Genomic DNA, 23,542 nt, shown 5'->3' with positions numbered 1-23,542 from the left:
TGAACATGACCGACACCCCGCATTTCCCGCTCTCCGCCGTGGTTGGCGCCGATGATCTGAAACTAGCGCTGTACCTGACGGCCATCGACCCGAAGATCGGCGGCGTGCTGATCGAAGGCCCGCGCGGCATGGCCAAGTCGACGCTCGCCCGGGGCCTGGCGGATCTGTTGGCCAGTGGTCAGTTTGTCACCTTGCCGTTGGGCGCCACCGAAGAGCGACTGGTCGGCACGCTGGATCTGGACGCGGCGTTGAGCGACGGTCGTGCGCAGTTTTCTCCCGGCGTTCTGGCGAAGGCTGACGGCGGCGTGTTGTACGTCGATGAAGTGAATCTGCTGCCGGATCATCTGGTGGATTTGCTGCTCGATGTGGCTGCCAGCGGCACTAATCTGATCGAGCGCGATGGCATTTCCCATCGGCACTCGGCGAAGTTCGTATTGATCGGCACGATGAACCCGGAAGAGGGGGAATTGCGTCCGCAATTGCTGGATCGCTTTGGTTTGAACGTCGCCCTGAGCGGTCAAACGGCGCCGGCCGAGCGTGGGCAGATCATCCGGCGTCGACTGGATTTCGACAGCGATCCGCAGGCGTTCTGTGCGCAGTGGGAGGCTGAACAGCAAGCTCTACGTCAGCGCTGCGAGAACGCCCGCAAGGTTTTACCGGGCATCCCGCTGGATGACGCGGCGCTGGCACAGATCACCGAGCGCTGCTTCGCGGCGGGCGTCGACGGTTTGCGCGCCGATCTGGTCTGGCTGCGTGCCGCGCGGGCGCATGCGGCGTGGCGCGGTGCGGACGCCATCGCCGAGCAGGATATCGATGCGGTGGCTGAGTTCGCATTGCGTCATCGTCGTCGCGAACAGTCCTCATCCAGTGCGCAGTCACCGGCGCAATCACCGTCCGGCTCCCAGACCGATCCAAGCGAAGGGCAGGGGCAGTGGGGTGAAATGCCGGCGCCGGCACTGGCTACCGGCGCACGCCGCGAAGTCCCGGCCTGGCCGCCACACCTACAAAAAAAGCCTTAGGCATTCGCCCCCGATCCGACGCGGGGGCGAATGCCAGGCCCCGCGCCGGACGCCTCGATAACGGCCGCCAGGGCAAGCGTCACGCGGCTCGCAGCGGCTCGGTGAACTGGCCCGGAACCTTGCTCAACGGCCGTCCGAAAACCCGGGCGGATCTGCTGTTTCAACTGCGCACCCGCACGCCCCATGAACTGTGGCTGGTGATCGTCGATGCCTCGGCCTCGACCCGTCGTCATCAGGCGCTGAGCGATGCCAAGGGCGTGCTCGCACAACTGTTCGATGACGCTTACCGGCAGCGCGCGCGCCTTGCGTTGCTGACCGCAAGCGGCGCCGCGCCGAAATGGCAGGTGCAAGGGCTAAAGGCCTCCAGCGGGTTGCGTGCGTGGCTCGATGGATTGGGTGCGGGAGGCGGCACGCCTCTGTTGGCAGCGCTGACGGAAGCCGGGCATTGGCTGACGGTGCGGCGCAAGCGTTTCCCCGCTGAACAGCAACGGTTGCTGGTGATCACCGATGGCCGTTTGAAAGACTGGCCGCAACTGCCAGCGCTCGCGTGTCCGGGCCTGTTGATCGATATCGAGCGCGGGCCGATCCGCCTGAAGCGCGCAAGGCAATTGGCGACCGCACTGGACGCGGATTACCGGCATATCGACGAGTTGTTGTCGGTCTGAGGACTATGCTGCAGTGAGGCCAAATCACAAGGAGTGAATCATGCGCGTACTGGTCGCCAATCCGCAGGATGATTTTCGCGTCAAGGCCTACGCCGGCACCAACGGTGTGCTGCTCGCCATGGACCTCGCCGAACCCCGGCGCAAAGGCCTGCTGGGGTTTGCCATCGAGAAACAGCAGGGCGACAAACCGTGGTTGTTCCTGTTCAACAGCCTGACTTTTCCCGGCAAGGCCCATACCTTCGCGCAGTTTCACGCCACGCCGAGCGACAAGGCGCCGTTGCAGAAATTTCGCTGGGCCGATTACGCGGTCAATCCAGGCATGACGATTCACTACCGCGTGCACCTGGCGTATGGCACGCCGGATGCGCTGCAACTCGGTGAGGCGCTGGAGCTGACGATCCGCTCCGACGACGGTCATCCCGCCAATCAGGGCGTGATCTTCAATCGTGCCGTGGCAGCGAGCCAGGCGTTTCAGCGCAAATTCCCCGATCTCGACGCACAGATCAGTGCCAACAAAAACCTGCCCATCGAAGCCTGGCCCGATGCGGCGCGTCAGTGGCTGGAGAACGGTCTGCTCGGGCGCCTGCAAGGCTTTATCGAACGAGCGGTGGACGCTCAGTGGGCGCTGGACATCGCGATCTACGAATACCAGTTGCAAGCCATTATCGACACGGTGAACGCAGCGTTCGATCGAGGTGTTCAGGTGCGCGTGCTGTATCACGCCCGGCCAGACGACGAAGACACCACGATCAATGAAGCGAGTCTTGCGAAACTGCCGGCGACCAGCAAGCGCGGGCGGGTCACCCACAATATTTTCCATAACAAGTTCATCGTCCTCAGCCGCCTCGACGGAGGCGGCGAGCGTCAGCCGCAAGCGGTGCTGTGCGGCAGCACCAACTTCACCGCCAACGGCGTGTACCGCCAGGCCAACGTGGTGCATGTGCTGGACGATGAGGCGATCGGTACGAGTTACCTGAAAACCTTCGAGCAGATCTGGGCTGAGCCGGCGGACGTCGGCGCCACCCGCGACTGGATTACCCAACACAACCCGATGAACCCGGCGCAACCCCTGTTCGCCGGGTTCTCCCCGCGTACCGGCGGCGCGGATCTGCGGGAGTTCGTCGATATCATCGAGGGGGCGAAGAAAGACCTGCTGTTCGTCACCGCATTCGCCTTGCCCGACGCGATTCTCAACGCGTTGCTCGGCCAGCCCCACGACGACATCCTGCGTTACGGCCTGCAAAACACGGTCAGCCGCATCACCGGCTTCCACGCCGACCGAACCGCCGAATTCGCCGCCACCGCGTTGCTCAACACCGGGCTGGAAGGCTGGCTGCGGGAGAACATGAAAGGCCAGAAAGGCAACCTGCTGGTGCACACCAAAGCGGTGGTCACCGATTTCACCAGCGACAGCCCGACCCTCATCAGCGGCAGTCATAACCTCAGCACCTCCGCCAGCAACGGCAATGATGAGAACTATCTGATCATTCGCGGCGACACCGATTTGGCGGACCGCTATGGCCTGGAACTGCTGCGGTTCTACGAGCATTACCGTTTTCGCTACTTCGCGAAGAAACTGGCGTTGAAGCAGGTACAGCCGTTGGCGGCGGATGACAGCTGGACCAACGACTACTACCTCGAGGACGATCTGCGCCAGTTGTCTCGCCTGCGGTTTTCCGGGCGTTAGCCCTTGCACATCCGTTGGCTGCCGATGCTGACAAGAGCGGCGATAGGCAGGCGGCGTACAGATTTTGAAATGATTTCCAGCTGTAGGAAAAGTCATCAGAGCCTGTACGCTTCAAGGCCTTTTTTCATTCAGGATTTGCATGAACACCCTCTCGGAGCCTCCCAGTTCTATTCCAGGAACCCCGTTCCCCTCGCGCCACGGCGCGGTCTTGACACACTTCCAGCATCCAGTCTTCCGACTCCCGACTATCGTTGTTGGCGCAGCCTTCGAGCTTTCGCGTCGCACTTTGCCGTGTCCGGCAGCCTGAATTCACTGAAGAGAGACAGAAACAGATTATGGAATGGTTAGCGGATCCCACGGCATGGCTGGGCTTGTTGACACTGATCGTGCTGGAACTGGTACTGGGTATCGACAACCTGGTGTTCATCGCGATCCTGGCGGACAAACTGCCGCCGCATCAGCGCGACCGCGCACGCATCATCGGCTTGAGCCTGGCGCTGATCATGCGTCTGGGCCTGTTGGCGAGTATTTCCTGGCTGGTTACCCTCACGCAGCCGTTGTTCGAGGTGTTCGACAAGAGCTTCTCCGGCCGTGACCTGATCATGCTGTTTGGTGGTGTGTTCCTGTTGTTCAAGGCGACCATGGAATTGCACGAACGGCTGGAAGGCCATATCGGCGAGCGTTCGACCAACGCCGCTTATGCGCTGTTCTGGCCGATCGTGGCGCAGATCGTCGTGCTCGACGCGGTGTTCTCCCTGGACGCGGTGATTACTGCCGTGGGCATGGTCGATGAACTGGCGGTGATGATGATCGCGGTGGTCGTGTCCATTGGTGTGATGATCGTTGCCAGCAAGCCGCTGACCCGCTTCGTCAACGCCCACCCGACGGTGATCATGCTGTGTCTGGGCTTCCTGATGATGATCGGTTTCGCGCTGACCGCTGAAGGCCTGGGCTTCCACATCCCGAAAGGTTATCTGTATGCGGCCATTGGTTTCTCGATCCTGATCGAGATCTTCAACCAGATTGCCCGCGCTCGCCGCAAGCGCTCGATGCAGGGCTTGCGCCCGATGCGCGAGCGCACGGCCCATGCGGTGATGCGTCTGTTGGGTGGTCGCAAACTGGCGGCGGAAGAAGTCGGCGAGGAGATTTCCGACTTGTTGGACAACGGTGAAGCGCCGAGCGCGGAGCTGTTCGACCGTCGCGAGCGGGTGATGATCAGCGGTGTGCTGCAATTGGCCGAGCGACCGATTCGCGCCTTGATGACAGTGCGCGCCGATGTCGATCACATTGATCTGGCGGACGACGCCGAGGCTATTCGCACGCGACTGATGCATTCGTCCTACTCGCGCTTGCCGCTGATTCGTGACGGCGCAGTGGATGAGCCGCTGGGCTTCGTGCACAAGAAGGAATTGCTCAAGGAATATCTGGCCGGCAACGAGCCGAACCTTGAACACCTGGCGCGCAAGACCGTCAACCTGCTGGACAGCTATTCGATCCTCAACGCACTGGAACAAATGCGTGCAGCCTCGACCCACATTGCCTTTGTGGTGAACGAGTTCGGTGACTTCGTGGGTGTGTTGACCATGACCGACATTCTCGAATCGATTGCCGGTGAACTGCCCGATGCCAGCGAAATCGCGGGGCCGGACGTAGTCGAGGAGCAGGGCGGGTTTATCGTCAACGGTGCGCTGAACCTGACGCGCATCCGCGAGCACACCGGTTTTCGCGCCGAGCCGACCGAGGACTACCAGACCCTCGCCGGGCTGGTGATGAGCCTGCTGGATCGCCTGCCGATGAAGGGCGATCGACTGGAGCATGAAGGCTGGGGCATGACCGTAATGGCGGTCGAAGAACGTCGCGTGACACGGGTGTTGCTGGTGCGTGAGGCCTGACGGCCTCACTGATGTCAGTTCGAAGGCCTCCAGTACCTGAGTCAGCATCTCGCGATGTTGACCGGTGGAGCAGATGTTGAGTGTGATGTCGGGCCACTGACGCAGAATCCGGGCCAGCGGAGCCATTTTGATGGCCTCCGGGCGAGTGCCGAAAACCATCATGACTTTAAAGGACATTGACCCCTCCTGGGACGTAGCAAGGCTGCGACCCGAGGGCCGGCAGCACTCTTCTCTTTCTGAGAAATAAAGAAAAGCAGCCGGATTGGAGCTTGTCCAATCCAGTCTCGAGGCTAGTTGTTACAGATCAATAGCAGCGAAGGTGCAACTGCCTGATGGCGCTTGGATCGCACTTTCAGGAAAGGTTCCACCGTTTTGCGCGGTGGACGGTGCAGAGGGTGCGGAGGGTGTGACGCAGCCAGTTCAGGTCATGGCTCGGTTTGCGTGTTGCAGCGCAGTGCCTGGTTTTGCCGAGGTGTTGGGTGAAGTTGTGACGCAGTGATTCCTCTGTACCGATGCCTTTCAGTTTTTTGACCAGAACGCCTTCCTTGTAGAACAACACGGTCGGTGTGCCCGTGACATCCGGATGTCGAATCGACTTTGCGGTATCGAGCATGAAGATATCCATCCAGGGCCGGAAAGGCTTGGCGATCTCGAGAAAAACGGGGCTGGAAAACACGCAGGCAGCGCAATGCTCATTGAAGAAATACAGGACGACAAGACGCCTGGCTTTCAAGACTTTCCGGTACGTCGGGGGCAACGCTGAATATCGAGTCGGTGTCGTCATTGGAGCCTCCTGGTCAATGAGTCTGGAAGGCCTTTGAAGTTAAAGCAGGGCAAAACGGCGGTCTACTGTCAGAAATTACAGGTAGGTCCTGCAAAGGATGATTTCGTCCTACTTTGATGCAAGAGCATTCCCTTAGAAGACTCAGATCCGCGGAGGCCAGGCAGCTGGTATCGTTTTTCAGACATTTATCAAAGGAGCTCCTGATGGGCAGCGATGCAGGTTTGAAAGCAGTTTCCGTAGTACGAATCGATGAGGCACTTATGAATCGCCTTGAGGATCTGGAGCTGATAGCTCTCTGCAAGGAGCGGGAAAATGATCCGACCATAAAAGTTTCGATAGACGACCTTTGAGCTTGGTTCTCGGAGATAAACGCTGCCCCTGAATCGATCACCCGTGCACCGACTGGGAACCTGTTACCCGCATTGTTGTAGCCAACGGTAGCGCACGCTCCGCTCACTCGCTGTTTCTCTATTTTTCCGTTTTACGTATCTCTTTGATTCCTGTGAATTTTCAAATGGGTGCAGATTCCCCGCGAATCCTGTGGCACACTTTCTGCTGTCTATTCCGTAGTAACAAACCGTGTTCCGGTATAGCGGAATAAACAATCCTCTGGAGTGCTTGCCATGCATCGCCGACCTTCCTTGTTCAAAGCATGTGTTTTTGTTCTCGCGGCTTCGTCCGCTGTCATGGGTATGGCCCAGGCGGCCGACAGCAAGCTCGACAGCGTCCTGGCCCGTGGAAAACTGATTGTGGGCACCGGCAGCACCAATGCGCCGTGGCACTTCCAGGGTGCGGACGGCAAGTTGCAGGGTTTTGATATCGACATCGCGCGGATAGTGGCCAAAGGTCTGTTCAATGACCCGAGCAAGGTCGAGTTCGTGGTGCAGTCGTCCGATGCGCGGATTCCCAACCTGCTGACCGACAAGGTCGACATGAGCTGCCAGTTCATCACTGTCACCGCCAGCCGTGCGCAGCAAGTGGCATTCACTCTGCCGTACTACCGCGAAGGCGTCGGCCTGCTGCTGCCGAACAACAGCAAGTACAAGGAAATCGAAGACCTGCAGGCCGGGGGCGACGGCGTGACCGTGGCCGTGCTGCAGAACGTGTACGCCGAGGAGCTGGTGCATCAGGCGCTGCCCAAGGCCAAGGTCGATCAGTACGACAGCGTCGATCTGATGTATCAGGCGGTGAACTCCGGTCGCGCCGATGCCGCCGCCACCGACCAGTCTTCGGTCAAATACCTGATGGTGCAGAACCCTGGCCGCTACCGCAGCCCGACTTACGCCTGGAGTCCGCAGACCTACGCCTGCGCCGTCAAACGTGGCGATCAGGACTGGCTGAACTTCGTCAATACCGCCCTTCATGAGGCCATGACCGGCGTTGAGTTCCCGACCTACGCCGCGTCGTTCAAGCAATGGTTCGGCGTCGATCTGCCATCGCCTGCCATCGGTTTCCCAGTCGAATTCAAATGATCCCGTGAGAGTGGGGCGCCCTGATGCGCCCCGCTCAAGGTACTGCCGACCATGAACTATCAGTTGAACTTTGCCGCCGTGTGGCGCGATTTCGACACCTTGCTGGCGGGGCTCGGTCTGGGCCTCGAACTGGCGCTGGTGTCGATCGCCATCGGCTGCGTGATCGGCCTGCTGATGGCGTTTGCCTTGCTGTCGAAGCATCGCGCCTTGCGGGTGCTGGCATCGGTGTATGTGACGGTGATCCGTAACACGCCGATTCTGGTGTTGATTCTGTTGATCTACTTTGCGTTGCCAAGCCTGGGGATCCGGCTGGACAAGATCCCGTCGTTCATCATCACCCTGTCGCTGTATGCCGGGGCGTACCTGACCGAAGTGTTCCGCGGCGGTTTGTTGAGCATCCCCAAGGGCCAGCGTGAAGCCGGGCTGGCCATCGGTCTGGGCGAGTGGCAGGTGAAAGCCTACGTCACCGTGCCGGTGATGTTGCGCAACGTGCTGCCGGCGCTGTCGAACAACTTCATTTCGCTGTTCAAGGACACCTCGCTGGCCGCTGCGATCGCGGTGCCGGAGCTGACCTATTACGCGCGCAAGATCAACGTCGAGAGCTACCGGGTGATCGAAACCTGGCTGGTGACCACGGCGTTGTATGTCGCGGCCTGTTACCTCATTGCCATGCTGCTGCGTTACCTCGAGCAGCGTCTGGCAATCCGCCGATAGGAGGCTGCGATGTACGAATCCCCCAGTTGGTTGCATGAGTTGTGGATTGCCCGTGAAGCCTTGTGGCAAGGCTTTCTGACCAGCGTGCAGGTGTCGGCGCTGGCGATTCTGTTCGGCACCGTCATCGGCGTATTCGCCGGGCTGGTGCTGACCTACGGCAAGTTCTGGATGCGCGCGCCGTTCCGTTTTTATGTCGATCTGATTCGCGGCACCCCGGTGTTCGTGCTGGTGCTGGCGTGCTTTTACATGGCACCGGCGCTCGGTTGGCAGATCAGCGCGTTTCAGGCCGGTGCACTCGGGCTGACGCTGTTTTGCGGCTCCCACGTCGCCGAGATCGTGCGCGGTGCGTTGCAGGCATTGCCACGCGGGCAGATGGAAGCCGGCAAGGCCATCGGCCTGACGTTCTATCAGTCTCTCGGTTATGTGCTGTTGCCTCAGGCACTGCGGCAGATCCTGCCGACCTGGGTCAACTCGTCCACGGAAATCGTCAAGGCTTCGACTTTGCTGTCGGTGATCGGCGTGGCCGAGCTGTTGCTCAGCACCCAGCAGATCATCGCCCGGACGTTCATGACCCTGGAGTTTTATCTGTTCGCCGGTTTTCTGTTCTTCGTCATCAACTACGGCATCGAATTACTCGGCCGGCATATTGAAAAGCGGGTGGCCCTGCCATGACTCAAGCTCAAGTTTCCAACCTCCAGAACGCTCAGCCGCTGCTGGACATCCGTGGCCTGCACAAGCAATACGGCGCGGTCGAAGTGCTCAAGGGTGTCGACCTGAACATGCAGCGCGGCAACGTGGTGACGCTGATCGGCTCCAGTGGCTCGGGCAAGACCACGCTGCTGCGTTGCGTGAACATGCTCGAGGAATTTCAGGGCGGGCAGATCCTGCTCGACGGCGAATCCATCGGCTATGACGAACTCAACGGCAAACGCGTGCGCCACCCGGAAAAAGTCATTGCCCGTCATCGGGCGATGACCGGCATGGCGTTTCAGCAATTCAATCTGTTCCCGCACCTGACCGCGTTGCAGAACGTCACGCTCGGCCTGCTCAAAGTCAAAAAGATGCACAAGGACGAAGCCGTGGCCCTGGCCGAAAAATGGCTGGAGCGGGTCGGTCTGCTGGAACGGCGCAATCACTTTCCCGGCCAGTTGTCCGGCGGTCAGCAGCAGCGCGTGGCGATTGCCCGGGCGATTGCGATGAACCCGAGCCTGATGCTGTTCGACGAAGTCACCTCGGCCCTCGATCCGGAACTGGTCGGCGAAGTGCTGAACGTGATCAAAGGCCTGGCCGAGGACGGCATGACCATGTTGCTGGTGACCCACGAAATGCGTTTTGCCTTCGAGGTATCGGACAAGATCGTTTTCATGAATCAGGGGCGCATCGAAGAGCAGGGGCCTCCCAAGGAACTGTTCGAGCGTCCTCAATCGCCGCGGCTGGCGGAATTTCTCAAAAGCACGCGGTTCTGACTTTTCACTTTTTCAATCAGGAGAAACACCCATGAGCATTACTCGTTACGGCACCGGCAGCACCGCCGCTGGCGGCCAGCCGCGTCCATTCGCCCGCGCCGTTGAAGCCGATGGCTGGCTGCATGTTTCCGGGCAGGTGCCGGCGGTGGATGGCGAGATCATTGTGGGCGGCATCGTCGAGCAGACGCACCAGACCATGAAAAACCTGATCGCGATTCTCGAAGAAGCCGGTTATGGCCTGGAAGACGTGGTACGTGCCGGCGTGTGGCTGGACGATCCGCGGGATTTCAGCAGTTTCAACAAGGTCTTCGGCGAATACTTCAAGCCCGAACACGCACCGGCCCGGGCCTGTGTGCAGGCAAGCATGATGGTCGACTGCAAGGTCGAAATCGACTGCATTGCGTACAAGAAAAAGGCCTGATCAGTACGCGGATCGTTCCCACGCTCTGCGTGGGAATGCCTCAAGGAACGCTCCGCGTTCCAAAGGACGCAGAGCGTCCCTGGCTGCATTCCCACGCGGAGCATGGGAACGATCTTTCGCGATAAACTCCCGGCACTTTGAATGGGGAACCACTGAAATGACCGAAGACACCATCAAGCGCCGGGCACGCGGTCTGGACCGGGCGTTCGATATCCTCGATTTTCTCAAGGAAATCGGCCAGCCACTGCGCCCGAACGACATCGCCAACGGCATCGGCAGCCCGAAATCCACGGTCTACGAACTGGTGGCGTCATTGCTCGAGCGGCGGATCCTGGAGCCGGTGGGTAAGGACGGTCACGTCTATCTCGGTCGTCAGCTGTACTTCCTTGGGCAGGCGCATTTGCGTCACTTCGACCTCAGTCGCGAGGCCGATCACGCGCTGCAGGAGATCGTCAGCCAGACCCGGGAAACCGCGCAGATGTGCCTGCTCAACGGGCGCAAATACACGGTGGCGCTGATGAAGGAGGGCGAGCGGCATTTCCGCATTTCTTCCGATATCGGCGAAAACGCACCGATCCCGTGGACGGCGTCCGGTCGTTTGCTGCTGGCGCACTTGAGTGACCAGCAGATCAGCGATTTGATCGACCCCGACGACTTCATCCTGCCGGATGGCGAACGCCTGCCGATGGAGACGTTTCTGGCGGAAATCCGTCAGGCCGGCATCGACGGTTTCTTCTCCTTCGACAGTGTCGCCGACACCTTCACCCACTGCTTCGCCGCCCCGGTCAAAGACCCGAATGGCGTGGCCATCTGCACCCTGTGCATCGTCGCGCCGCGCGCCGATGCCAAGAACAATTACAACGACTATCGCCGGGTCTTGATCGAGAGCGCCAACAGCCTCGCCCGGCGAATCAACGAATAACCGCGCCTGCCTGCGGGCGCGACTGTGAGGAGTTCGACCATGACGACTGCCAACAACACTGCTGCCGTGGAAAAGGGCGATGCCGCCGTCGGCGCGCAACTGGTGCGTGACATCAGCCTGCCGGCGCTGGTGCTGCACCGCGAAGCGCTGGAACACAACATCCGCTGGATGCAGAAATTCGTCAGCGACAGCGGCGCCGAACTCGCGCCCCACGGCAAGACCAGCATGACCCCGGCGCTGTTTCGTCGTCAGCTCGACGCCGGCGCGTGGGGCATCACCCTGGCCAGCGCCACCCAGACCCGCGCCGCTTACGCCCACGGCGTGCGCCGGGTGTTGATGGCCAACCAACTGGTCGGCACGCCGAACATGGCGTTGATTGCCGACCTGCTGGCGGCGGATTCGGGCTTCGATTTCTATTGCATGGTCGATCACCCGGACAACGTCGCCGATCTGGGCGCTTACTTCGCGTCGCGTGGCGTGCGGCTGAACGTGATGATCGAGTACGGGGTGGTCGGTGGCCGTTGCGGTTGCCGCAGCGAGCAGGAAGTCATCGAACTGGCCAAGGCCATCGGTGCGCAACCGGCGCTGGCCCTGACAGGTATTGAGGGCTACGAGGGCGTGATCCATGGCGATCACGCCGTCACCGGCATCCGTGAATTCGCCGCCTCGCTGGTGCGTCTGGCGGTGCAGTTGCAGGACAGCGGCGCGTTCGCTATCGCCAAGCCGATCATCACCGCGTCGGGTTCGGCTTGGTACGACCTGATTGCCGAATCGTTCGAAGCGCAGAACGCTGGCGGACGTTTCCTCAGCGTGTTGCGTCCCGGTAGTTACGTGGCCCACGACCATGGCATTTACAAAGAGGCGCAGTGCTGCGTGCTCGATCGTCGCAGTGACCTGCACGAAGGGCTGCGTCCGGCGCTGGAAGTCTGGGCCCACGTGCAGTCGATGCCGGAGCCTGGCTTTGCCGTGATTGCCCTGGGCAAGCGTGACGTGGCGTTCGATTCCGGGATGCCGGTGCCGTTGCTGCGTTACAAGGCCGGTGTGCTGCCGGCGGTGGGCGACGATGTCGGTGCCTGCAAGGTGACGGCGGTGATGGACCAGCACGCGTTCATGACCGTGGCGCCGGGCGTGGAATTGCGCGTGGGCGACATCATTTCCTTCGGCACTTCCCACCCGTGCCTGACCTTCGACAAGTGGCGCGTAGGGCTGCTGGTGGACGAGGAGTTGTCGGTGATCGAAACCATGGAAACCTGTTTCTGATGAACACGCTCAGTCCGTTGGGTCCGAACACCCCGCGCATCGCCCTGATCGGCGAATGCATGATCGAACTCCAGCAACGTGCCGATGGCAGCCTGCAACAGAGCTTTGGCGGTGACACGCTGAACACGGCGGTGTATCTGTCCCGCGCCATGGGCGACAAGGCGCAGGTCGATTACGTCACGGCGCTGGGTGACGACAGCTTCAGTGATGCGATGTGCCGCAGTTGGGCCGATGAAAACATTGGCCTGGATCTGGTTCAGCGTTTGCCCGGTCGCCTACCGGGCCTGTATTGCATCCAGACCGACGCTGCCGGGGAGCGTCGTTTCCTTTACTGGCGCAACGAAGCCGCCGTTCGCGACTGCTTCACTACGCCAGCGGCCGCACCGATTCTGGCGGAGCTGCCGGATTATGACGTGTTGTATTTCAGCGGTATCACGCTGGCGGTACTCGGCACACAGGGCCGTGAAAAAATGATTCAAACCTTGATCGAAGCCCGTCAGCGTGATGCGCGAATCGTCTTCGACAACAACTATCGTCCGCGTTTGTGGGCATCGGTGGAGGAGGCGCGGGCGGCGTATCGCAGCGTGCTGCCCCATGTCGATCTGGCGTTGCTGACGGTGGACGACGAGCAGGCGCTGTTCCATTTCGAGGACTGTGACGCGGTGTTTGAAGCGTACGCGCAGATTGGCACGCCGGAAGTGGTGCTCAAGCGCGGCGCTGAAGCCTGTCTGATCCGTTGCGACGGGGAAGCGTTTGAAGTCCCGGCGCAGAAGGTCGAGAAGGTGGTGGACACCACGGCGGCGGGGGATTCGTTCAGTGCGGCGTATCTGGCGAGCCGTTTGCTTGGGGGTAGCCCGGCGGAAGCGGCGCAGGCCGGTCATCTGCTAGCGAGCCACGTTATTCAAGTACCCGGAGCTCTGATTCCGAAGTAATCGGTGAATGGCCGATTGCCGGGCAATCGGATCGCGAGCAGGCTCGCTCCCTCAGTGATTGTGTGTCGTTCACGATTTTTTTTGTGGGAGCGAGCCTGCTCGCGATTGGCCCTGAAGCCAAACACTTAATCGCGGTAAAACACCTGCACCAGGTGATAGCCGAACTTGCTCTTGATCGGCCCGTGCACCGTGCGCAGCGGCTTTTTGAAGATCACCGCATCGATCGCGCCGACCATCTGTCCCGGCCGCACTTCACCCAGATCGCCGCCGCGCTTGCCGGACGGACAGGTCGAAAACTTCTTCGCCAGCACATCGAACGCTTCACCATTGGCGATGCGTTGTTTGAGTTTTTCAGCCTCTTCGGCGGTTTTCACCAGAATGTGGCGGGCTTGGGCTTTCATCGTGCAATACCTGTAGCGGGGTGACGGCGGGGCGCGGATTATGCCTCAAGTCACGGGGTTTGGCTGATCATCGTGCGGATCTTGCCGGCCAGCTGTTCGATGGAAAACGGTTTGGCGACCATGTCCATACCGTCTTCGAGGAAGCCCTGGCGTTCGGCGGCTTTCTGCGCGTAACCGGTCATGAACAACACTTTGAGCCCAGGACGATGCTGGCGGGCGATCTCAGCCAGCTGCCGGCCGTTCATGCCTGGCAGGCCGACGTCGGTCACCAGCAGGTCAACCCGCATGTCCGACTCCAGCAGCGGCAGGGCACTCCTGGCGTCTTCGGCCTCATGGGCGCGATAACCCAGCTCCTTGAGCAGGTCCATCACCAGCATGCGCACCGCCGGATCGTCCTCGACCACCACCACGGTTTCGCCGGTCGCGGGGGTGGGTGTCTCGCTGACCGTTTCCGCCAATGGCTGCTCAGGTTCCGGCGCGTGGAGGCGCGGCAAGTACAGCCGCACGCAGGTGCCCTGGCCAGGCAGGCTGTCGAGGCTGACGTGTCCACCCGATTGCTGGGCAAAGCCATAAATCATCGATAACCCGAGCCCGGTGCCTTGCCCGATGGGTTTGGTCGTAAAGAACGGATCGAACGCCTTGGAGCGCACCGAAGGCGTCATGCCGGTGCCGTTGTCGCTCACCGCGAGCATCAAGTAGTCACCGGCCTTGACCGGTTCGAGGGTGGTGATGTCGTTGCCGTCGAGGTAGACGTTAGCGGTTTCGATTAATAGCTCGCCGCCGTCGGGCATGGCGTCGCGGGCGTTGATCACCAGGTTGAGCAGGGCGTTTTCCAGTTGGCTGACATCCGTACTGACGGACCAGACATTGTCGGCGAGGCGCAACTTGAGCTCGATCGGATCACCCTTGGTGCGGCGGATCAGGTCTTCCAGCGAACGGATCAGTTCGTTGACGTCGAGGGTCTTGCGATCCAGCGACTGGCGCCGGGAGAACGCCAGCAGACGGTGGGTCAGTGCCGCCGCGCGGTTGGCCGAGGACACCGCCGCGTCGGTGAAACGGCCGATCTCATCGGCGCGGCCATTGGCGATATAGCGCTGCATCAGGTCGAGGCTGCCGATGATGCCGGTCAGCATGTTGTTGAAGTCGTGGGCGATGCCGCCGGTGAGCTGGCCGACCGCTTCCATTTTCTGCGCATGGCGCAGAGCGTCTTCGGCGCGTTCGCGTTCGAACATCTCGTTCTGCAAACGCTGGTTGGCCTGGGCCAGTTGTTCGGTGCGCGCACTCACGCGTTCCTCAAGGGTTTCATTGAGGTTGCGCAGGGCTTCTTCGGTCTTTTTACGTTCGGTCTCGTCGATCACGAAGATGTAGAAACCGTTCACCGCACCGTCCGCACCGTGGCGCGGCAGGTAGTTCATCAGGGCGTGCCGCTGACTGCCGTCGCGGTGCGGCGTGTACAGGCTGAACGAGCAAGGCCGGCCGGCCAGGGCTTCGGCGATGTACGGCGCCCGCAGGAAATAGGCCTCTTCGCCGATCACCTCGCGGATCGTGCGACCGTACAGCTCTTGAGGTGTGAGCCCGTACCAGTCGAGGTACGCGGCGTTGTTCAGGCGAAAGCGTTCTTCGTGGTCGACATAGCTGATCAGGATCGGCATGGCGTTGATGATCAGCTGCAGCTCGGTCTGGCTTTGGCGCAATGCCTGTTCGGTGTGCTTGCGCTCGGTCAGATCCAGCGCGGCGCCTAGAAAACGCATCGGCCGGCCATGATGATCCTTGTAGCAGCGCCCGCGGGCGAACACCCAGCGCAGCTCGCCATTGGCTTGCAGTAACCGGTATTCCTCGGCGTATTCGGTGCCGTGGGTGATGCAGTGCTTGATGCTGCGGGCAATCATCGCGCGGTCTTCGGGGTGCACGCCTTGCAGGTATTCGCTGATCGGCAACTGACCGGCCAGCGCCGGATCGACACCGTGCAACTGGGCGAAATGCGCGTCGGCGATGAAGCGGTCTTCGCCGATGTCCCAATCCCAGGTGCCGACCGCATCGGTGGCTGCCAGCGCCAGTTGCAGGCGCTCTTCGCTTTCGCGCTGGGCCTTGAGACTGTCTTCCGAGCGTTGCTGCAGTTCCAGGGCGATGCGCCGGCGTTCGTTGGTTTCAATGGCGGTGACCAGAATGCCAGCCACTTGCGCGCTTTCATCGCGGATCGGGCTGTAGGTCAAATCCAGCCAGAAGTCGGAATCCTTGCCGTCCCGTTGCAAGGTGAAGCGCCGTTCGCTGTAGGTTCGCACCTGGCCTTGTAGGACTGCGCTGTAAATCGGGTCGGTAAAGTCTCGAAGTTCCGGCCATATCTGGTGTGCCGGCTGTCCGAAAGCGTGCGGATGCTTGCTGCCGGCCAGCAGCGCAAAGCCGTTGTTGTAGATCTGGGTCAACTGCGGACCCCACAACAGCAGCATCGGCATCGGCGAGTGAATCACGATGTCCACCGCGGTGCGCAAGCTCTGTGGCCAGGTGCCGGAGGCGCCCAGCGGGCTGCGGCTCCAGTTGGTGCGGGCAATCAATGCCTGGGCGTCGTTGGTGTTCGGTACAGCGTTCATCACATCAATCCTGAGCATCGGTCGGTGAGGCGGCGTCTACTATCCTAGTGCGGTAGACGCTGTAAGGCCCGTTGCGTCACGACGACGGGCCTTGCGATTCATTGAAAGCTTCACGGGTGTTTCTTGCCATGGAAATCGACGCACTGCTCAAACTGCTGGCGAGCCGTCACGGTTCGGATCTGTTTCTTTCCACCGGTGCACCACCCAGTGCGCGGTTCGACGGGGTACTGACGCCCTTGAGCGACCAGCCCTTCAAACCCGGCGAGGTGAGCAGTGTCGCCGCCTCCCTGATGGACGCCGAGCAGCGCCGTGAGTTCGACCGGGATCTGGAAATGAACCTGGCGATTTCTCGAACGGGTATCGGCCGCTTCCGGGTCAATATTTTCAAACAACGCAACGACGTGTCGATTGTTATCCGTAACGTCAAACTCGACATTCCGCGATTCGAAGACCTCAAATTACCGCCAGTGCTGCTCGAAACGGTGATGCTCAAGCAGGGGTTGATTCTGTTCGTGGGCGCTACCGACTCCGGCAAGTCTACCTCCCTGGCGGCGCTGATCGATCATCGCAATCGCCACAGCAGCGGGCACATCATCACCATTGAGGATCCGGTGGAGTATATCCATCGACACAAGAAGTCGATCATCAATCAGCGCGAAGTCGGGGTCGACACACGTAGCTTTCATGCGGCGCTCAAGAACACCTTGCGCCAGGCTCCGGACGTGGTGCTGATCGGCGAGATCCGCGACCGCGAGACCATGGAGCATGCATTGGCGTTCGCCGAAACCGGGCATCTGGTTCTCTCCACATTGCATGCTGTCAACGCCAGTCAGGCGCTGGATCGAGCCGTCAATTTATTTCCCGAGGAGCGGCGTCCTCAACTGATGCACGCCTTGGGCAACAACCTCAAGGCTCTCGTGTCCCAGCGTCTGGTACGAACCGTCGATGGGCAGCGGCGCGCGGCCGTGGAAGTGATGCTGGGATCGCCGACGATTGCCGACCTGATCAAGAACAACCAGTTGGACGATCTGAAAGTCATCATGGAAAAGTCCGGAGAACTTGGTATGCGCACCTTTGACAGCGCCCTGCATCAACTAGTGATTGAAGGTGCAATCAGTGAAAACGAAGCGTTGAAAAATGCTGACTCGGTCAATAACTTGCGTCTTTTACTGAAGTTGAATGAGCAGAATGTACGTGCCGACAAAACGTCTTCGGAAAGTTGGGGGCTGCTTGATGAATAGCCGGTAACTGTAAAAAATGTTTTCCTTAAGGTCTGGCAATTTTGAAGAATAAAGAGCGTTGTGCTGGTTTTGTTATTGTGTTTTTGAGGTTTGCATACTTTTGAATGGTTCTGAAAAATTAACTGACATCGTAAAGATCGATTTTAAACAGCATTTGCCTGAGTCTGTTTAAAGGTTATTTGCCTGTTTTTTTGTCAGATATTTTTTAAGGATTGTTTATGAGAATTCAATGGAATGCTTCTGCTGTCTCGATAACAGGAGCGGATGTAAAACGTTTGGCAGCTGATTGTGAGGAGAAACTATTAGTTATAGAGCGACTGAATAAGGATGTCGGCAAGTATGGCGAGACCGATGATGTTCAGCTGGATCTGTCAGGCAGTTTTTTTAACATGGTCAAGGGCTCGTCAATTTACAATCTGCATGCACCGCTGGCTGGCCGCATCGAGGAACTGCAGGAGCGTGCATTCATACAGGACGTTATCAATGCACTTGCTATCGAAACCTATAGCCACGCCGCCTTGACGGAAGAGGGTGAACTGCTGATTTTTTCCAAAGGTAAGCTGCTGCCCCCGTTGCCGCTGTACGCCACCCTCGACCAAGACCGCAATGACTTGGACTTGTTGGCGCGGTGCGCGGCGCAGACAGGTGGAGTGATCTGGGACACCAATGAAGGGTCGCTGGAACAATGGCTGAAATTCTATGAGTTCGATATTCCTGCCACTGTGGGCGATTGCAAAAAGCTTATCGAGCATCTAAGCCTTGAAGAATTTGATCCTTGGTTTGGGAATTATTGGGGGCAGATCAGTGGCGAAGATGAGTTGTCCGCCGTTCTGACAGATGCAGAAAAAAGTCGCATCAAGGCTTTTACAGCTACTTTATTAACCCATGATGTCCGATTGCTGGACAAGGTATACAAGGGCGCCGCAAGCGCGTTGGCAGGAGCCAATGGTGATAATGGATGGTTGATAGAGCAAATGTTGTTTCACGAGGACACTCAACTTCTGGCGAAAAAATATATCCAGGCACTGGATTGGTATGGCGCCGATGACACAGGCTCCATGGGGTCGGAAGAACTGGGTCAATTGATGTTGAGCGCCATCATTATCGATCTGGATTCAACTGAGGGCTCTGCCAACAGAAACGTTATTTGTGGGTTTGATCTTTACCAGCCCGCTAACTGCGATCTGCATCCTTATGCAGTCTTCAAAGCCTTCGAAAATCATTTGATTACTACAAGAAAAGTGTCCCGGGAAGCCGCCGCTTTGGCCGCCCATATCATGCTCAGTGATCAGGCACCGGAATTTCTGGTGCAAGGCATCAGCGAAGATATGCTGGTCGGCTCTGTCGGCTGGATCAGCTTTTGCAGTGCGGTGGCGACCCTCGAGCTGAAAACCAAAGGGCTGGCCCGTGTAATGGATGCCAGCAAAATCCAAGTGTTTGGAAATATGGAACCGCCGAGCAAAGCCTTGCGTGATCTACGAGCCATTGCGGTCATTGACCCGGTGCTCGATTGGGGGCTTATCAACGGCATCATCACTCATGACGCCTTGGCTGCGGACCCTCAGAGCGCATCGAATGTGGTGTTTGGCCATTATGAAACGCACATGAAACTGTTAGCCCGGACAGCCGAGGTGCTGGCCAGACCATTGCCTGACAAAATGACCTGCGCATTGCAAGAGTTGAAAAGAGCCCTTCCGGGATGCGATTTCCTGGAGAAGGACGTTCTTTTTGAACGGCGAGTGCGTGAGGCGGGCGAGGTGCCTGCACCATCGTTCGCGTTGGACATACGGCCTGTACTGGATAAAGTGACCAAACCCGATCCGAAAGCCAGATCAATGGTTGAAATCCATGCTTCGGGAGAACTTACGAGCCGGCAGTGGGACCTGATGAATCAACCCAGCATCTTCAGACAGTTCGGCGCGCCGATATACGCGTTGGCGCCGATCAAGCCCTTTGTCATCAAGGAGGTTTCGCGGTGGTATGACAACCTGAAAGGTGCAATGACCACCACGTTGAAGCTGGCCATTTCCAGAATGCCTTCGGCGGATCGTCGGGTATTTCTGAACGGTGATGTCAGTTTCTTCACCCTGCGACCGTCCGTAGGTGTTTATCACACGCCGCCGGTGTCCACACAGAATGGCTTGACGGGCGCCGCGTCAGTTTCCAGGACGGTGCTGTCGGAGACTCAGCAGGCTCGAGATGAAGCGACCGGCCGTTATGGCTTTGTCATGTGTGCCTTGAAGGGTGGCAATGAACTGCTCTGCTATGAAGTATTCACCTTGCAGGGTGTGTGTCGCAAAAATGAACGACTGGCTGAACTGGTCCGCCTTTGCGGTGCCATGAACAAGGCTTCGCGTCTGGACTATGACGGGAATCTGAAAGCGTACGTGCCGGCAGCAGCGGTACTGACGTTGCCGACGGACCTGGGGTGTTTCACCGAAGGTCGCAGAAGCGCCAGTGCCAACGACAGTCGCGGTGTCATCGACAAACTGGGAACGCTGCGCAAAATAAATCGTTCGGCCGAATACAACGGTACTGCCTATCAAAGTTTTGACGACGTTCAATTAACGGCGCTGGCAGCCTTTATCGTCGATCATCATCCGCCAGCGACCTACAAGGATGTCGAATCCGTCGCATTGCTGCCGACGCCGCTGGAAGAAGAAAGGCAACGTCTGGAGAAACTCGGGGAGTACGTTCTGAATCTGGTAGTGCCTTTCAGAAGCTGTATCGCCGATCTGACCTCCGGTGACAAGGACCGTATCGCCAGCGGTGTGTTTGGTTGCGTCATGGATGCTATCGGACTGCTCGGAACCGCTGTTGGCGTCGCCAGCAAAGTGATGAGCGTGATCGCGCGTTCGGTGTCGACTACGGCTAAGGTTGCCAGTCTGGCCAGGTTCGCCTTGAGCACGACGATTTCGGTCTTCAATCCACTCGATGGCTTTGGCGCGATGGCCAGAACCGGCGGCAAACTACTGGGACGAGGCGGTGCGCGGCTTGTTCGAAATGGTGTGAAGACCCTCACGTCCGCCAGGTTCCAGTTGCGTCGAATTGTGGGCCATGCAGCGTCTGTCGATCTGTGGCAGGCGAGTGATTACGCAAGACTGTGCCAGGGTAGCTGGCGGCCATCGGCTACGTCGGCTCAAGTACTGAATGTCCGGGCGCTCAAGCAAGGTACTCACTGGTTCGCAATCAACCGATCAGGGCGGGCCTGGGGGCCGAAGCTGAGTCATTTCACTTTTGCCCATGCGTTGCGACCCCATCAGTCCTTCCGAAGATTGCCGGATGCCTATACCGGCCATATCATCGGCAGAGCCTTGCCCAGGGCCTCCAGCAAGGTCGATGGAGCCTTGAGGGCTCTGATCAATAATGTCGATCAGCTCAAGACCGACCTGGTAGCCGGTTTGCTGTTCGGCACCAGTGCCAGGGGGCGAGACAACATGCTGACGTATCTCAAGTTAATCAAGACCGATTTTGACGGCTTTTCAGTCGGCAACTGCTTTCTGCAAGCGGTTCAGGAGGATGGCCGAACGATGCTTGTCGACTCCGCGCTTTACCTCGCGTGGAAGCGGGCGGGCATGCCTGCCTCCGAGACTCATCGGTTTATGAAGGTGTACGGAGAGAATCTGCAGGATCATTTCCACAATGCACATATGAGTCCCAACGTCATTGCCGATGACCTGATTCATGAAGTCATTAAAATCGATCCGAAATTCCGACAGCTTGCAATTGCCCCCATGAAGCCGGCAATCGAGGCCGAGCATTATAAGTTGGACGTCGCACCGTTGATTAATCTGGCGCGGGGTCACGCGCGCGTCCCGACGAGTATCCAGGCCGATGCCGGTGTGGATGCGAGCCGGGGCAGTTTCAAAGCATCGAGCGGCGAAGGCGCGTCGGGAAAATACGACAAGAGTCGCGCCTTGGAGAATGCCGATACCTACGCCGTGATGACCCTGTTGTTGGATCAGGCGTCGGGTGAGTACAACTGGCGATTCCGTCGCAACCTTGAAACCCTGCAGAGCGCCGTGACGGCCAGCAACGGCGAGCAGATTGAAGGAGAAGTCCTGCTGGCGTTCGACCTTTGATCGCTGGGGCATCCACTCAGAGGATGCCCCATTTCACTGACCAGTCAGTTCTGGTCGATCCCGAAACTGCTCCAATGCTTCGGGGTTGGCCAAGGCATCCGTGTTTTTCACGGGCTCACCGTGCACGACATTGCGAACCGCCAGTTCAACCACTTTGCCGCTGATCGTGCGTGGAATGTCGGTGACTGCAACGATCTTTGCCGGCACATGCCGCGGCGTGTTGTTGGCGCGGATCACCTGGCGGATCTGCTGTTGCAGCGCCTCATCCAGCGCTACGCCTTCCTTGAGGCGTACGAACAGCACCACGCGCACGTCGTCCTGCCACTGCTGGCCGATGGCGACGCTGTCCAGCACTTGCGGGACTTTCTCCACCTGGCGGTAGATTTCCGCCGTGCCGATACGCACGCCACCAGGGTTGAGCACGGCGTCGGAGCGGCCGTGAATCAGCATCCCGCCGTGGGGCAGTTGTTCGGCGTAGTCACCCTGAGCCCAGACCCCGGGGAACTGGCTGAAATAGGATTTGCGCAGCTTTTCGCCGTCGGGATCGTTCCAGAGTCCGATCGGCATCGCCGGAAACGGTCGGGTACACACCAGCTCACCTTTTTCGCCAACCACCGGTTGCCCGGCGTCGTTCCACACTTCCACCGCCATGGCCAGACTCTTGCCCATGATCTCGCCCCGGCGAACCGGCGACATCGGGTTGCCGTTGACGAAGCAGGACACGATGTCCGTGCCACCGGACATCGATGACAGGCACACATCTGGTTTGAAGTCGCGATAGACGAAGTCATAACTTTGCGGCGACAGCGCGGAGCCGGTGCAAAGCAGGATTTTCAGGTGGGTCAAGTCGTAGCTTTCGCGCGGTTTGATGCCGCTGCTTTCCAGGGTCGCGAGGAATTTCGGGCTGGTGCCGAACACGCTGACCTGTTCGTCGTCCAGCAGTTCCAGCAACCGCTCGTTGTCCGGGTAAAACGGTGAGCCGTCATACAGCACCACCGCGCTGCCCACCGCCAGCGCCGAGACCAGCCAGTTCCACATCATCCAGCCGCAAGTGGTGTAGTAGAACAAGCGGTCGCCGGGGCCGAGGTCGACATGCAGCCCGTGTTCCTTGACGTGTTGCAGCAGCACGCCGCCGGTGCTGTGCACGATGCATTTCGGCACGCCAGTGGTGCCGCTGGAATACAGCACGTACAGCGGATGGTCGAATGGCACCGGGACGAAGTGCGGCTCATCGTCGGGTTCATAGAAGTCGTCCCACAGCGTGACATTGGCGGGGGTGCGGTAATCCGTGGCCTGGGCATGAGTTCGTGCGTAGGGCACGATGATCAGCTGTTGCAGGGAGGGCAGCTGTTCGAGGATTTCGTTGATCTTGACGGTCTGATCAATCTCTTTGCCGGCATAGCGGTAACCGGCGCAGGTGATGAGTACTTTCGGTTCGATCTGGCCGAAACGGTCGATCACGCCGTGGGTGCCAAAGTCCGGTGACGAGCAAGACCAGATCGCCCCCAGGCTGGTGGTCGCGAGCATCGCCACCAGGGTTTGCCAGGTGTTGGGCATGCAGGCTGCAACCCGGTCGCCGAGCACAACACCGGCCGCTTGCAGGCTGGCCTGGAACCCGGCGACTTGCTGGGCCAGTTCGGCCCAGGTCAGCAGTTCACGCTGGCCGTTTTCCCCGATAGCGATCACAGCGATGGCATCGTCGCGGCGACTCAGCAAGTGTTCGGCGAAATTCAGGGTGGCGCCGGGAAACCATTCGGCGCCCGGCATTTTCAGGCCTCCACGCAGCACGGCGTCCGGCTGGGTGTGAAAACTGATGTCGAAGAAATCCACGATCGCCTGCCAGAACGCTTCGCGCTGGTCGATGGACCATTGATGCAGGGCCGGGTAATCGTCGAGCTTCAGGTGGTGGCGCTGATTGATGAAGCGCCGAAAGCCGTCCATGCGGGACCGGGCAATGCGTTTGGCATCGGGCTGCCAGAGAATGTCGGACATGGTT

The 23,542-nt window shown here is 59.4% G+C and carries 19 protein-coding genes and 1 pseudogene; 15 read left to right on the top strand and 5 right to left on the bottom strand.

What is annotated here, in order from left to right:
• Positions 1-5: 5 nt before the first annotated feature.
• The 4 genes from CAG25_RS09270 (at position 6) to CAG25_RS09255 (ending at position 5,263) form a co-directional block, all read left to right on the top strand.
• Entirely contained in the window at positions 6-1,019 is a 1,014-nt protein-coding gene (locus CAG25_RS09270) for an ATP-binding protein (RefSeq protein WP_085610452.1), read from the top strand.
• Positions 1,020-1,021: 2 nt separating this feature from the next.
• Positions 1,022-1,684, top strand: a complete 663-nt coding sequence (locus CAG25_RS09265; RefSeq protein ID WP_166742307.1) for a VWA domain-containing protein — start codon at positions 1,022-1,024, stop codon at positions 1,682-1,684.
• A gap of 40 nt (positions 1,685-1,724) precedes the next feature.
• A complete protein-coding gene (locus tag CAG25_RS09260) occupies positions 1,725-3,371 on the top strand; it encodes a phospholipase D-like domain-containing protein (protein WP_085610451.1) in 1,647 nt (548 codons plus the stop codon).
• Between the two features lie 335 nt (positions 3,372-3,706).
• On the top strand, positions 3,707-5,263 hold the full coding sequence (locus CAG25_RS09255; protein WP_085610450.1) for a TerC family protein: 1,557 nt from the start codon (positions 3,707-3,709) through the stop codon (positions 5,261-5,263).
• 12 nt (positions 5,264-5,275) lie between these two features.
• On the opposite strand, the pseudogene CAG25_RS28810 reads toward CAG25_RS09255, so the two are convergent.
• Together CAG25_RS28810 and CAG25_RS09250 are read right to left on the bottom strand one after the other, a co-directional pair.
• Positions 5,276-5,440 (bottom strand): annotated as a pseudogene (locus CAG25_RS28810) (UDP-N-acetylglucosamine 2-epimerase (non-hydrolyzing)); the annotation flags it as partial.
• Positions 5,441-5,615: 175 nt separating this feature from the next.
• The gene (locus tag CAG25_RS09250) at positions 5,616-6,047 is read right to left on the bottom strand and encodes a co-chaperone YbbN (RefSeq protein WP_085610449.1); all 432 of its coding nucleotides are present in this window, start codon (positions 6,045-6,047) and stop codon (positions 5,616-5,618) included.
• Between the two features lie 203 nt (positions 6,048-6,250).
• Here CAG25_RS09250 and CAG25_RS28630 point away from each other — a divergent pair, with 203 nt between their 5' ends.
• The 9 genes from CAG25_RS28630 (at position 6,251) to CAG25_RS09210 (ending at position 13,234) form a co-directional block, all read left to right on the top strand.
• Positions 6,251-6,397: a hypothetical protein gene (locus CAG25_RS28630; protein WP_172829487.1), complete on the top strand. Its 147-nt coding sequence runs from the start codon at positions 6,251-6,253 to the stop codon at positions 6,395-6,397.
• Between the two features lie 273 nt (positions 6,398-6,670).
• On the top strand, positions 6,671-7,519 hold the full coding sequence (locus CAG25_RS09245; RefSeq protein WP_085603277.1) for a transporter substrate-binding domain-containing protein: 849 nt from the start codon (positions 6,671-6,673) through the stop codon (positions 7,517-7,519).
• Between the two features lie 51 nt (positions 7,520-7,570).
• Positions 7,571-8,233 (top strand): amino acid ABC transporter permease, encoded by a 663-nt coding sequence (locus CAG25_RS09240; RefSeq protein WP_059405928.1) that lies wholly within the window; start codon positions 7,571-7,573, stop codon positions 8,231-8,233.
• Positions 8,234-8,242: 9 nt separating this feature from the next.
• Positions 8,243-8,905 carry an amino acid ABC transporter permease gene (locus CAG25_RS09235; protein ID WP_007960241.1) on the top strand — a complete coding sequence of 221 codons (663 nt, stop codon included), beginning with the start codon at positions 8,243-8,245 and terminating at the stop codon, positions 8,903-8,905.
• Positions 8,902-9,699, top strand: coding sequence for an amino acid ABC transporter ATP-binding protein (locus CAG25_RS09230; RefSeq protein WP_085610448.1), 798 nt, complete (start codon positions 8,902-8,904; stop codon positions 9,697-9,699). The genes CAG25_RS09235 and CAG25_RS09230 overlap by 4 nt, the downstream gene beginning before the upstream one ends.
• Before the next feature lie 31 nt (positions 9,700-9,730).
• A complete protein-coding gene (locus tag CAG25_RS09225; RefSeq protein ID WP_007912330.1) occupies positions 9,731-10,120 on the top strand; it encodes a RidA family protein in 390 nt (129 codons plus the stop codon).
• A gap of 157 nt (positions 10,121-10,277) precedes the next feature.
• Positions 10,278-11,042 (top strand): IclR family transcriptional regulator, encoded by a 765-nt coding sequence (locus CAG25_RS09220; protein ID WP_039768792.1) that lies wholly within the window; start codon positions 10,278-10,280, stop codon positions 11,040-11,042.
• 39 nt (positions 11,043-11,081) lie between these two features.
• A complete protein-coding gene (locus tag CAG25_RS09215) occupies positions 11,082-12,302 on the top strand; it encodes an amino acid deaminase (protein WP_085610447.1) in 1,221 nt (406 codons plus the stop codon).
• Positions 12,302-13,234 carry a sugar kinase gene (locus CAG25_RS09210; protein ID WP_085610446.1) on the top strand — a complete coding sequence of 311 codons (933 nt, stop codon included), beginning with the start codon at positions 12,302-12,304 and terminating at the stop codon, positions 13,232-13,234. Before CAG25_RS09215 ends, CAG25_RS09210 begins: the two co-directional genes overlap by 1 nt.
• Positions 13,235-13,359: 125 nt before the next feature.
• Here CAG25_RS09210 and CAG25_RS09205 read toward each other — a convergent pair whose 3' ends face one another.
• Both CAG25_RS09205 and CAG25_RS09200 read right to left on the bottom strand, forming a co-directional pair.
• The gene (locus tag CAG25_RS09205; RefSeq protein WP_007952044.1) at positions 13,360-13,635 is read right to left on the bottom strand and encodes a peptidylprolyl isomerase; all 276 of its coding nucleotides are present in this window, start codon (positions 13,633-13,635) and stop codon (positions 13,360-13,362) included.
• A 50-nt stretch (positions 13,636-13,685) separates the two neighbouring features.
• A complete protein-coding gene (locus tag CAG25_RS09200; protein ID WP_085610445.1) occupies positions 13,686-16,223 on the bottom strand; it encodes a PAS domain-containing protein in 2,538 nt (845 codons plus the stop codon).
• Between the two features lie 128 nt (positions 16,224-16,351).
• On the opposite strand from CAG25_RS09200, the gene CAG25_RS09195 reads away from it, so the two are divergent.
• On the top strand, positions 16,352-17,464 hold the full coding sequence (locus CAG25_RS09195; RefSeq protein ID WP_085610444.1) for a PilT/PilU family type 4a pilus ATPase: 1,113 nt from the start codon (positions 16,352-16,354) through the stop codon (positions 17,462-17,464).
• Between the two features lie 218 nt (positions 17,465-17,682).
• Positions 17,683-21,546: a hypothetical protein gene (locus CAG25_RS09190; RefSeq protein ID WP_085610443.1), complete on the top strand. Its 3,864-nt coding sequence runs from the start codon at positions 17,683-17,685 to the stop codon at positions 21,544-21,546.
• A 33-nt stretch (positions 21,547-21,579) separates the two neighbouring features.
• Here the strand turns inward: CAG25_RS09190 and CAG25_RS09185 are convergent, their stop codons facing one another.
• Entirely contained in the window at positions 21,580-23,538 is a 1,959-nt protein-coding gene (locus tag CAG25_RS09185) for an acetoacetate--CoA ligase (protein WP_085610442.1), read from the bottom strand.
• Between the last annotated feature and the right edge of the window lie 4 nt (positions 23,539-23,542).

The organism is Pseudomonas sp. B16(2017) (genome assembly GCF_002113205.1).
GTDB classification, from domain to species: domain Bacteria; phylum Pseudomonadota; class Gammaproteobacteria; order Pseudomonadales; family Pseudomonadaceae; genus Aquipseudomonas; species Aquipseudomonas pharyngis.
Note: the sequence above shows the minus strand (reverse complement) of the source record. Positions and strands in the feature narration are given on the sequence as shown.